A 12,016-nucleotide genomic window follows, 5' to 3' on the forward strand; every position below is an offset into this window, starting at 1 on the left:
TATTATGTCAAGTTTGTATCCCGTGGGAGACGAATAGTGAATGTTGTCCCTTCATGAAGCTTACTAGTTACTTTGATTGTTCCACCATGTGCTTGGATGATATTTTTAGCAATCGCAAGCCCTAATCCATTTCCGGTTCTGGCAGTTTTTCTCGTCCTCGATTTATCGGCCTTGTAAAATCGTTCGAACACAAAAGGCAGATCCTCTTCAGGGATCCCGCTTCCAGAGTCTTTCACAATCATAACAAGCTGATCTTTATCGACAGATACCAACACTTGGACAGCACCTGCATTTTCAGTATGGGTAATGGCATTATCGATTAAATTCGTAAGTACTTGTTCAATTGCATCGGGAGCAAACTGGTAGGTGCGTTTATCCACTGCATTGACGAGTCCCAGTTTGATTTCCCGTTCATCAGCTAAGCCCTGAAACTTACGGACGATCCGCTCTAGGAATGGATTTATTTCTACTTCTTCCATCACCAGATTTGTATCTCCTGCTTCCATCCGAGCAAGATCGAGCGACTGGTTGACGAGCCTTCCAATTCGTAAAGATTCATCATGAATGATTTGAGCAAGCTCGTTTTTCGCTTCAACGGTATCAGCGATATCATCAATAATTGCCTCGCTATAGCCTTGCAGCAAGGAAATTGGTGTGCGCAGTTCATGCGTAATGTTCGTGATAAAGTCTTCGCGAAGCTTATTCAATCTGCGTTCCTGAGTCATATCCCGCACAACTGCAACCGCACCGCGAATAGCCGCATCATCATAAAGAGGCGTAGCAATAATCACCCATTCCCGTCCTTGGATCGTCACTTCACGGGTAACCTCTGATGCAGTTGAGACAACACTTTCCATGATTTCAAGCCAGACACCTGGCACTTCATGGAATGTTTCGCCATTTTCAAACTGCCAATCATGGATAAATTCTTCAGCCGGCGGATTCGTGACGGTCAGTTCACCCTGCCGATTGATCATGACAACACCATCTACCATTGCATTAACAACACGGGCAAGATGTTCTTTTTCCTGACTGAGGGCATTAATATTGAATTCCAGCTGTTTTCCCATCTTGTTAAGAGCAGTCGCCAGCATACCAATCTCATCATGTGTGACAACAGGCACTGTGGTTCCGAATTCACCTCTAGCAACGTTCAGTGCTGCATCCTGCATCTTAATCAGTGGTTTTGTGATCCTCGATGACAAGAAAAAGGCAAACACGGTTGTAAGGACAAAGGCGATTCCTGCTCCCAGCAGGATGATTTGTGTTGTTTGATTTCCTGTCTCTTTTACGACAGATAACGATTGATAGACATAAACCGCACCAGACCCATCCTGCAGTGGAGTACCGACAACTATTACACTTCTGTCGGTATTTGGCAAGATAAGCTGTTTGGATACATCTTCTCCTTCTGTTACAGCTTTATTTAGTACAGCATCATTCAGCAGCCATTCCTGGTCAACATCAGGCAATGGCTCCGCCTTATCTGGATCAGATATCCAAAGCTCATCATTCTGAAGGATAGCAATGCGGGAATTCGGATCCTGCACACGTTCTGCAGTATCATAGACGGTACTGCGGTCATCGATTTCTTCCAGCAAAATAGACACCTTCGCAGCGGTCTGCATAAGGCTTTCCTCTGCTTCTTCAATATGAAAATTACCGAAGAACTCCAGCAGCAGAAAAGTAAGCAGACCAAGAACGACTGACACAAGAACCAAGATGGTCAGCCATAGCTTGTTAACAACACTTCCCCACAGCATCAGCTTTTATCCGCTTCGAATTTGTATCCGACACCCCACACTGTCACAATCATGCTAGCTGCTTCTTCTGAAACCTTGCTCAATTTTTCCCGTAGTCTTTTGACATGAGTATCTACTGTGCGCAAATCCCCGAAAAATTCATACTTCCAAACCTGCTTCAGTAGCTCTTCTCTTCCGTACACTTTATCTGGTGTCGAAGCAAGAAAGTGCAGCAGTTCATATTCCTTTGGTGTCAGTGTAACTTCCTGATTATCCGCCGTAACCCGATGGGCATCTTTATCGATAGTAAGATGAGAGAATACAAGCAAATCCTTCGCTTTTGCATCAGTATGCAAGTATTTAGTCGTCGAAGACCGTCGTAATAATGCTTTGACACGCAAAACAACTTCACGAGGACTGAAAGGTTTTACAATATAATCATCCGCACCGACTTCGAAGCCTTCCACTCGGTCAGCTTCTTCCCCCTTAGCTGTCAGCATAATGATCGGTGTTCCTTTTTCCTTGCGGATTTCCTGGCAAACTTCAATTCCATCCTTGCCAGGCATCATTACATCCAGCAAGATAACGTCATAGTCTGTTTCGTTTGCCATTTGAAGTCCCTGGTCTCCGTCAGCAGCTTCATCGAGCGTGTAGCCTTCTTTCTCCAGATACATGCGCACGAGTCTGCGGATTCTTTCTTCATCGTCTACTACAAGAATATGTGCTTCTGTTTCCATGGTCCTTCCCCTTTTCTCTTTTTAGGTTAAGCATACGCGTGTAAACCTACGATAAGCAAGTTTACTGCCAGCAAATTGAACATGATAATACAAAAACCGATAACTGCAAGCCAGGCAGATCGAATTCCTTGCCAGCCTCTCAGCATACGTATATGTAAATAAGCAGCATAGAAAAGCCAAGTGATCAGCGCCCATACTTCCTTTGGATCCCAGCCCCAAAAGCGGTCCCATGCCTGCTGGGCCCAAATCATCGCAAAGATTAGAGCACCGAGTGTGAAGATAGGAAAACCGACTGCTACAGAACGATAGCCAATGTCATCCAGCATATCCTTTGGCATCTTCCGTACTAGAGGCTGCAGTGCTGCTCCAATCCTTTTTCTTGTAAAGAAACGAATGAGAATATACAACACACACCCTGCGAGCAAGGATACGAAGATAGTATTAAGCTTCAGCGCCGCATTTTCACCGCGCATCCAATCCGGAACAGATACCCCGAACGGAAATGGTGAAGATACCATATCACTTGGAACAAAGAAAGGCGGCAGCTGATAGATGATGCTTGCATCTGCAGTCATCACAGTCGCAGTAAATCCGAAAGTTCGGAAAGAAATAGCGAGAAGCATATACCCTGCAACCGATAAGATAAGAGCGATTATAGCTTCGATGAGCCATACCCTCTTATGCTGTATCGCTTGATCCGTTTCATGCAGGATATAAAGAAAGCCTGCGAAAAAGCTGACAGCAAGTACTGCTTCTCCAAGTGCAGCAGTTGTTACGTGAATATACAGCCAGTGACTTTGCAGCGAGGGCACAAGCGGCGCCACATCACGCGGAAACATGGCAGCACAGCCAATGATCAGAATGCTGATTACTAATGCCATCACCGCTAAAAGCGAATAGCGATAAAACCGATACATAATCAGCAGCACCAATATGAGCATCATGCCAAAGAAGGTCATGAATTCGAATAAATTGCTTACTGGTGCATGTCCGCTGTACACCCATCGAAGGATGAAAAAGCCTAGATGTGCCATCCACCCGACAGCAGTGACTCCCCAGGCAATACGCTCAAGTTGACCATGCTGCTGTTTGGCTGCTGACCATGTAAATAGGATGACACCTAGCAGATAACTTATAAACGCAGCTTCCAGCAAATGTCCGCTTATGATCGATAAATTTTCCATCAGCCGCTCTCCCCTTTATCGTAGATGTCTAAAATACGATCCATTTCTCTTTCAAAGGAGGACGCATGCTTATTCGTATGTCCCGCTATCAGATAAGAGCCATCTGCTTGTCTTTGAAGCCATATTCTGCGATGCTGCCAATAAAGTCCTTGGATGAGGCCCATCATGAAAATTAGTCCTCCGAGCAGGAAGACCGGTAATGTCCAATCACGTTTCACTGATAACCCAGTCACATTATGCGTATCATAATCGACTGCATGTATATTGTATTTGTTCGATCCCGTTTCCGATACAACCTCATCAATTGCAATGAAAAGTCTTTCCGTCATATCGCCCTCTGAAATATCAAAGACGAATGCAGGATTACGAGGGTATTTCGTTGCAGTGATAATATTGTCCCCGTTCAATTGATAGTCTGGATAATAATCCACTAACTTTGCATGAAGCCCGTTAGCAAGTTCATAATCTGTCTGGGGATCTTCGGTATTGACTTGAAAATCAGCAGTTAAACCATCCTCATTTTCAGCACGGAGAGTCAAACCGCTGAACTCATTCATCTGATAGCCTGATTGATAGATCGTAAACCCGGCTGCTTTGACAGGATGATTTACGGACACCTGCATTTGTTTCAATACCTTCAAATCAGGAGTATCGCCAGCTATATGATTCTCAGCTTCGTAGACAATAATATCTGTTGTGAAGCTTTTCGGAATCGACCTACCTTCTTGTTCAATAGCTGCTTCGAACTTCGGGTCGTCCGCATCGTATGTATCTACACTGAATTGCTTGTTCTTGATAAACAGTGACTGATTGGTATCGGGTACGACTGCTGTCTCACCGTCTCTTATCCATACAAATTCATCCTGATAAAAGAAAGAAAACAAACGAAGAAAAGCAGCCAGCAAAACAAGAAGGAGTCCAATATGATTCACATAAGGTCCCCATCGAGCAAACCTGTTTTTCTCTGCAAGATAGTCTTCGCCATCTTGACGAACTCGATAACGCCTGTCTCGTATTTGCCTAATCAAGCGCTCAGGATCACTTATTTCCTTATTTTTGACGTACAGCTGATGTGTAAGAAAATGCTCTTTGCGTTTCACTGGCTGGAGCTTTAATGCACGGTACAAAGGAAAAAAACGGTCAATACTTGCGATCAGGATACTGGCGCCAAGCAGTCCGAGCAGCGTCATATACCACCATGAGCTGTATAACTGATCAAAACCTAAGTAATGATACAGACGTCCAAACACACCATATTCCGATTCGTAAAATTCCTGGGGCACTCTCCCAATAGGGATGTATGTTCGCTGCGGAAGAATGGTGCCGAGCGCCGTTGCAAGCAATGTCATCAGCAGGATATACATCCCGTTCCGCACAGAAGCGAAAAACCGCCAAACCTTATCAATTAACGTCTGGTTGCGCTGCTGGGAGCGCCGGCCGGCTCCTTCATAGCGCATATCCAATTTTCCCTTTAAAGTGCTTCCGCAATGGTGGCATTCTTCACTAAACAGATTGTTTTCATGCTTACAAATAGAACATTTCTGCAAATACAACGCCTCTTTTCTCAAGGCACAATCTCATCCAAATATTCCTCCAGCCGCTCCCTCTCTAACGGACCATAAACCGTCCTGCTGACTGTTCCGTCAGCGGAGATGAAGAACGTAGCCGGCAACGCATCTACTCCATATGCTTCCATCACTTGTCCATTATCCAATAAGATTGGAAAGGACAAATTATACAGCTCTAAGAAACGCTCAATAACAACGCTGTTTTCGTCCACATTGACAGCAGCAAAAATTACATCTTTATTTTCATATGTATGAGATGCCTTTTCGAATAAAGGCATTTCCTGCTTACAAGGCTCGCAATAGGTTGCCCAAAAATTGACTAAAACACCTTTGCCGTGCTTTTCGGATAGCTTGAATTCCTGACCTGTCTGTAAATCCGTCAGCATGAAATCAGGAGCCTGCTGTCCTGCTTCCACTTTTGACGCCTTCCCTTCTCCCAACAACTGCCAGCATGCTATCAAAACAAGGCAAGCCAGTATGGCAAGCACTGTCAGGCGTACAATGAAACGCCGTTTACGAATAGGTGTCACGTATCCTCACCTCTTTGCCAAGTATAGCACGTCGGCTGGCTGCCAATTTTGACAAATTATTTACGATTTTCTTTGTATTCCTGTTTAATGCGATGTACTTCTTCAGGGGTCAGCTTACGATACGCACCTGGCTGAAGCCCTTCAAGTGTTAGGAAACCGTATCTTTCGCGCTTTAGCTTCTGAACAGGAAATTGAATTCTCTCCATCATTTTCCTCACCTGACGGTTACGTCCTTCATGAAGGATAATTTGAACGAGGCTCGTATTCTTCTTTCTATCAGCGCTCATCAGCTTCGCATAGACAGCTTTACATTTATGCCCGTCTATCATAATGCCTCGTTTCAGCTGTTTCAGTTCTTCGGGGGAAGGTATGCCTTTAACTTTGGCCACATACACTTTGTCGATCTTCTGGCTTGGATGCATGAGCATGTTGGCAAATTCTCCGTCATTCGTCAAAAGCAGCAAGCCTGATGTATCATAGTCCAGACGGCCAATCGGATAGACTCTTTCCAACACATCCGGCATCAAATCGAGCACCACTTTCCGGTCTTTCTCATCCTGTACGCTTGAAATGACACCACGGGGTTTGTAAAGCATATAATAGACGGACTTTTCCTTTTCAAGCGGTATACCATTTACCTCAACGGTGTCTCTATCTGTTACTTTAATGCCAAGTTCCTTTACAACCTTGCCGTTAACCTTGACTTTTCCTTCCAAAATCATCGTCTCGGCTTTTCTTCTTGATGTAATGCCACTGTGTGCGATTACTTTCTGCAGGCGTTCTGCTTGTTTATCCATTTACTGATCCTCACTTTTTATCATTAGGAACAAAAGAAAGAGCGTTAACGGTTGTCAACGCCTCTCATGCTCCGAATATAATCGTTACTACTATGATTGAAGCCATTATACCAATAACATCAGCTAACAGTCCAACTTTTAATGCATCTCCCATCTTACGGATACCGACAGCACCAAAATATACAGTCAGCACATAAAAGGTCGTATCCGTACTCCCCTGAAGAACAGAAGCCAGTCTGCCAATAAAAGAGTCTGGACCATGGGTCGCAATCAGCTCTGTTGTCATTCCGAGTGCGGCTGTTCCGCTGATCGGCCTGACGAGTGCCAGCGGGACAATATCAGCAGGCATTCCGATAAAACTCAAAAAAGGTGTAATCAGACCGATAATCGCATCTAATGCACCGGATGCCCGAAGAATTGCAATGGAGACAAGCATCCCGAGCAGAAAAGGCAGGATTGAGATAGCCAGACTGATACCTTCTTTTCCGCCATCCACAAACAGTTCGTAGGTCGGCAGTCGTTTCGCTGTTGCAATTGTTAGTACGACAAGAATCAGACAAGGAATGATCCAGATGCTGGCGGTCGTAAGCAGAGTCATAGATGCCGCTCCTTCCGCCGCCTGATTTCATAAAAGAGCCGATCAATCAGAATGGCTCCGATAAATGAGATGATAGAAGCCAGCAAGGTTGCGCTGACAATCTCAGTCGGTGCTTGCGAATCATATTTCATCCGAACAGCAAGTACTGTAGTAGGAATAAGCGTCAAGCTTGAAGTGTTGATAGCAAGGAAGGTAATCATTGAACGGCTTGCTTTCGGACTGCCGCTGAGCTTTTTCATCTCTTCCATCGCTTTGATTCCCATAGGTGTCGCAGCGTTTCCTAAACCAAAGAAATTGGCAGTCAAGTTGGACAGGATATATCCCATTGCCGGGTGATCCTTCGGAATGTCCGGAAATAATCTGGCTATGAATGGCTTAGCCAGCCGCACTAGACCTTTTAAAAGTCCGGCGGCTTCTGCTATTTTTGTGATTCCGAGCCAAAATACCATCACACTAATCAAACTGATAGCAAGCACCACTGCGTCATCTGCACTTTTGAAGATAGCTTTATTTACTTCATCCATCGTGCCATTAATCATGGCATAAATAATGCCGCCGATCGCCATGATTGCCCATATATAGTTCACCATAAGCGGACACCAGCCATATCATCAAAAAGTTGCTTTGTAGAACCAGCTAGCGTCGGTGTCTGCGGGACTGCGAAAATTGGCACTGTACCGATTTTCTTTTCGTTCAAATAATAAACATCGGCACCAATCTGCTGTTTTTCCTTTTGCTTGTCCTCTTTCAGGAGCTGCGTCATCGTATGTGCTTGTTTCTTTTCCTGCTCGGAAAGCGGATAAATAAGTGACGTGCCTGTTTCAGACTGTTTCAGCTTGGTAAGCTCATATTCATCGAATCCCCATTCAAAGAGATTCATATGATCACGCCAGTCATCCGGGTCGTTTATCGTGACGACTACAAGTTCCATTCCATCTTTTTCTGCAGTACTAACAAGTGTCCGGCCCGCCTTTTTCGTATAGCCTGTCTTGCCGCCAGTAGAGTAATCATAATAACGTGTGAGCATCTTATTTTTATTTCCCCAGGCATACATCTTGGAATCGGCTTTGTATGTTTTCGTCCCGCTAATCTTACGGTAGGTCTCATTTTGCATGCTATACTTCGTTAATAATGCCATGTCATATGCGGAGCTTTGGTGTGTTTCGGTATCCAGACCGTGCGGATTATCAAAATGAGAATCCTGCATGCCAAGCCATGCCGCTTTCTCGTTCATCAAATGTGTAAATCCTTCTTCACTGCCGCCCACATGCTCAGCTATAGCTACGGCAGCATCATTTCCAGATCGAAGCATTAGCCCATATACAAGATCTTTCAACGGTATTTCCTCTCCTTCCTCCAGGTAAATGGAGGATCCCTCTGTATATACTGCATTTTTACTGACATGGACTTCTTCATCCATCTTGCCTGATTCGATAGCGATGATAGCGGTCATGATTTTTGTGATACTGGCGATCCGCTTCGGATCAGATGCGTTTTTTTCATATAAAATTCTGCCAGTAGAAAGCTCCATCAGGATGGCAGCATCTGCAGATACTCCAGGTTTGGCGGCCGCTTGCCCTGGCAGGAGCATCGCACTGAGGATTATAACCATCATTACAACCAGAACGCGCTTGAACATGTTTCAAACCCTCCCTTAGTCATCTATCATCAGTGTATGCACAGAAGACAAGCTTATGAACAAGTGAAAGACCCCTATCCGTATGGATAGGGGTCTTTCACTCAGAATGGTGCCCAGTTCACTTGCTTGGCAGTTTGAAATCTTTGTGTCACATTCGCCCAATTGACGACGTTCCACCAGTTTTCCACATATTGCTTCTTTTCTGTTTTATATTGCAGATAATATGCATGCTCCCACATGTCTAAGACTAACAAAGGAATTGTATCTGCCAAACTGAAAAGCTGATGCTTTTCAAGTGTCTGAATGGCCAAGTGTTGCGACCTCGGCTCCCAAACAAGGATAGCCCAGCCTACTCCTTCGACACTGTCCGCAGCCTTGGAGAACATGTCCTTAAACCTCTGGAAGGATCCAAAATCTTTTCGAATCTGCTGCGCCAGCTGTCCGGAAGGTTCTCCTCCGCCATTTGGCGACATATTGTACCAGAAAATCGTGTGAAGGAAATGACCGGAACCATGGAAGGACTGCTCTCTTAAATAATGCTTATAGTCCGAGCTTGTTTTGTTCCCTCGATTTACATACAGCATTTCCTCTGCTTTATTCAATCCATCAACATAGGATTGATGGTGTTTTGTATAATGCAGTTCCATGATCTCTCTGCTTATGTGCGGCTCTAGTGCATCAAAGCGGTAAGGAAGTGGCGGCAGTCTATGCTGGCCCCATTGGACCCTATTCTGACGGCTGGCCTGCTCTGCTCGGGCTGCTAACCTTTCTGCATCCTGACGAAGCTGCAACACAGCTTCCTGTGCAATAGAATCCGCAGATAATAGCGTCTGCTGCAGGTTATGCTGCAGTTCACGTAGATCAGGTTCCCATTCCTCTATTGAAGCCTCTCCTGCATGTTCCTGCATTGCCTTACTCCATTCCAACAATGCTTCCAGATAATTTCTGTTGTTCAAGATCACTCACCTCGCCCTAGCATATGTACCCGTACAGCTAGGGGAATCTTGTCAATCCGATTCGGCAGGAAAATCTTCGAAGAATAAATCTGCTTCTCCTTCGGGGTCATCGGTTCCTTCCGGTAAAGGAGGCAGGTCATCCAATGTATGTAAACCAAAGTAAGCAAGAAAAGCAAGTGTCGTAACATATAAGATCGGTCTGCCGATGCCTTCCTTGCGGCCGCTCTCTTCTATAAAGCCTCTGGCAACAAGTGTCTGAATCGGCCTCTCGCTCTTAACACCGCGAACTTCCTCAACCTCGATTCTTGTGATTGGCTGTTTATATGCTATGATCGCCAGTGTCTCAAGGGCCGCTTGCGATAGCTTGCTGTTTTGCGGAGAATCCAGCAGTTTACGATGATAAGCTGCATGCTCTGATTTTGTTGTCAGATGGTAGGCACCTTTCATTTCCATAATAGATAAACCGCGGTCTGGTGATTCGTAGGCCACCCTAAGTGCTGCCAATTCCTCTTCGACTTCTTTTTCTCCTAATTCCAATGCATGCATAAGCTGTTTCTTTGTCAAACCTTCATCACCGGCTGCAAACAACAGCCCTTCCAGAATACTGTTATACGGTACTTCCATCGTGCATCCCCATTTCAAATACGATTAACTCATCAAAATGCTGTTTTTGCTTGCAGAAAATTTGCTGTTTTTTCATCAATTCCAATATAGCCATAAAGGTGACGACAATGTGCTGCTTCGTCCGTTCCGGGAATAATTCGAAGAAATCGACCCCTTCTTTTCTGGCTTTAATAGAATGCAGTACCTCTCCCATTCGATCTTCCAGCAAAATTTCTGCACGCTGGATTTTCGTATCGAGCGGCTGGCTCCATTCCCTTCTGCGAAAAACACGCTGCAACGCAGCTACCATATCATAGACCGTAACTTCACCTGGCTCGAGCGGTTTCAACTCCGGTTTATCCGGAAGCGGTGCTGGCGGTCTTGTGTAAAGCTTGTCAGCAGATAGCTCTTTTTCTTTTAATTCTTCCGCTGCTTCTTTGAACTTACGATATTCAATCAAGCGATTCATAAGCTCATCTCGAGGATCTTCCTCCTCCATTGCTGCTTCTTCATCGAGTGCTGCTTGATTCGGCAAAAGCAGCTTACTTTTCATAGCAAGAAGCGTTGCCGCCATCACTAAATATTCACTGGCAATGTTCAATTCCAATTGCTGCATCGTATGTATATAGTGCATATATTGCTCGGTGATCACCGCCACCGGTATGTCATAAATATCGATTTCATATTGGTTAATCAAATGCAGGAGCAGATCAAGCGGGCCTTCAAACCCATCCAGTTTCACACTGTATCCTTGCATAAAATCTCCTCCTTCCGAAAAAAGTTCACAACCGCCCATACCCTAGCTTACTTCCCGACATACCTTATACCGTAAGATAAATGTTCAGACATCCTGGCTTTTATCTGAGTCACACTTTATAAAGGAGGAATTTCACCATGGGTAGCTACGGCGGAGGATTTGCTTTGATCGTTGTGCTTTTCATTCTTCTAATCATCGTAGGTGCTGCTTGGCTATAAGCCGAGCGCATAAAGAAAACCAGCCTTCTTAGGAGGCTGGTTTTTATTTTAAGCTTCTGTTTCGCATTTCTCAAGGAAATTCTTTGTTTCATCCGTCGCAGTGACTTGATGCATCGGCGAATACATATTACGTAATTCACAAACCATCTGCTTGCCGATGCCATTGCCTCGGTGAGATGGATCGACCGAAATATGCTGTACGATGGCCTTATCCTCATCGATCACGACGCCCAGTGCTCCAAGAATATCATCTTCATCTTTCCAAAGAAACAAGTGCCAATTCGGATTGTTATTGTATTCCTGAATTGTCTGCTGCAATTTTTTTACTTCTTTTACATCTGGCATGAAAGATAAAAGTCCCATTGCGATTTTTTCCATTGACTTCTTGTATCGTATTAGCATAATAACCCCTCATTAAGAAAATAACTTTCCGATCAAAGACAGAAGGAATAAGAAGCTTGCTCCCATCATGACCCAAAAAAGTACCTTCTCTTGTTTGTCACTATCCTGCAACTGTGTTCAACTCCTGCCGTACGTAGTCTTATTTAAAACCTATCTACGTTTTTTGTCAACTTTACATCCTGTATTTTCTCCATAAGCTTACTGCCGGACTACAACAAAGAAATTCTATGGTAGTTTCTCCTACAATTCGCACTCCATGCAAAAGGCAGAAGCAGAATCTGGCGA

At 44.6% G+C, this 12,016-nt stretch carries 14 protein-coding genes; 1 reads left to right on the plus strand and 13 read right to left on the minus strand.

Going from position 1 to position 12,016, the window contains the following annotated elements; all coding sequences use genetic code 11:
- Positions 1–2: 2 nt before the first annotated feature.
- From CHH58_RS04545 to CHH58_RS04600, 12 genes are all read right to left on the minus strand, one after another.
- A complete protein-coding gene (locus CHH58_RS04545) occupies positions 3–1,763 on the minus strand; it encodes an ATP-binding protein (protein ID WP_095227019.1) in 1,761 nt (586 codons plus the stop codon).
- Positions 1,763–2,479 (minus strand): response regulator transcription factor, encoded by a 717-nt coding sequence (locus tag CHH58_RS04550; protein WP_038560981.1) that lies wholly within the window; start codon positions 2,477–2,479, stop codon positions 1,763–1,765. Before CHH58_RS04550 ends, CHH58_RS04545 begins: the two co-directional genes overlap by 1 nt.
- A gap of 26 nt (positions 2,480–2,505) precedes the next feature.
- A complete protein-coding gene (gene ccsB / locus CHH58_RS04555; protein ID WP_095232776.1) occupies positions 2,506–3,663 on the minus strand; it encodes a c-type cytochrome biogenesis protein CcsB in 1,158 nt (385 codons plus the stop codon).
- On the minus strand, positions 3,663–5,210 hold the full coding sequence (resB, locus tag CHH58_RS04560) for a cytochrome c biogenesis protein ResB (RefSeq protein WP_141235082.1): 1,548 nt from the start codon (positions 5,208–5,210) through the stop codon (positions 3,663–3,665). Before resB ends, ccsB begins: the two co-directional genes overlap by 1 nt.
- A gap of 17 nt (positions 5,211–5,227) precedes the next feature.
- Positions 5,228–5,761 (minus strand): thiol-disulfide oxidoreductase ResA, encoded by a 534-nt coding sequence (gene resA, locus CHH58_RS04565; RefSeq protein ID WP_095227015.1) that lies wholly within the window; start codon positions 5,759–5,761, stop codon positions 5,228–5,230.
- Between the two features lie 56 nt (positions 5,762–5,817).
- A complete protein-coding gene (locus tag CHH58_RS04570) occupies positions 5,818–6,558 on the minus strand; it encodes a pseudouridine synthase (RefSeq protein WP_095217949.1) in 741 nt (246 codons plus the stop codon).
- Positions 6,559–6,622: 64 nt separating this feature from the next.
- A complete protein-coding gene (locus CHH58_RS04575) occupies positions 6,623–7,156 on the minus strand; it encodes a spore maturation protein (protein WP_095227014.1) in 534 nt (177 codons plus the stop codon).
- On the minus strand, positions 7,153–7,746 hold the full coding sequence (locus CHH58_RS04580) for a nucleoside recognition domain-containing protein (RefSeq protein ID WP_095232778.1): 594 nt from the start codon (positions 7,744–7,746) through the stop codon (positions 7,153–7,155). Before CHH58_RS04580 ends, CHH58_RS04575 begins: the two co-directional genes overlap by 4 nt.
- Positions 7,740–8,795, minus strand: coding sequence for a D-alanyl-D-alanine carboxypeptidase family protein (locus CHH58_RS04585; protein WP_095262086.1), 1,056 nt, complete (start codon positions 8,793–8,795; stop codon positions 7,740–7,742). Before CHH58_RS04585 ends, CHH58_RS04580 begins: the two co-directional genes overlap by 7 nt.
- 101 nt (positions 8,796–8,896) lie before the next feature.
- Positions 8,897–9,751, minus strand: a complete 855-nt coding sequence (locus CHH58_RS04590) for a superoxide dismutase (protein ID WP_249275030.1) — start codon at positions 9,749–9,751, stop codon at positions 8,897–8,899.
- Positions 9,752–9,802: 51 nt separating this feature from the next.
- On the minus strand, positions 9,803–10,375 hold the full coding sequence (gene scpB / locus CHH58_RS04595) for an SMC-Scp complex subunit ScpB (protein WP_095227011.1): 573 nt from the start codon (positions 10,373–10,375) through the stop codon (positions 9,803–9,805).
- Positions 10,359–11,111 (minus strand): segregation/condensation protein A, encoded by a 753-nt coding sequence (locus tag CHH58_RS04600; protein ID WP_093879651.1) that lies wholly within the window; start codon positions 11,109–11,111, stop codon positions 10,359–10,361. The genes scpB and CHH58_RS04600 overlap by 17 nt, the downstream gene beginning before the upstream one ends.
- Before the next feature lie 137 nt (positions 11,112–11,248).
- Here CHH58_RS04600 and CHH58_RS04605 point away from each other — a divergent pair, with 137 nt between their 5' ends.
- Positions 11,249–11,329: a YjcZ family sporulation protein gene (locus CHH58_RS04605; protein WP_038561009.1), complete on the plus strand. Its 81-nt coding sequence runs from the start codon at positions 11,249–11,251 to the stop codon at positions 11,327–11,329.
- 48 nt (positions 11,330–11,377) lie between these two features.
- Here the strand turns inward: CHH58_RS04605 and CHH58_RS04610 are convergent, their stop codons facing one another.
- Positions 11,378–11,731: a GNAT family N-acetyltransferase gene (locus tag CHH58_RS04610; protein ID WP_095217955.1), complete on the minus strand. Its 354-nt coding sequence runs from the start codon at positions 11,729–11,731 to the stop codon at positions 11,378–11,380.
- Positions 11,732–12,016: the final 285 nt, after the last annotated feature.

This window comes from Terribacillus saccharophilus (genome assembly GCF_002272745.1).
GTDB lineage: Bacteria > Bacillota > Bacilli > Bacillales > Amphibacillaceae > Terribacillus > Terribacillus saccharophilus_B.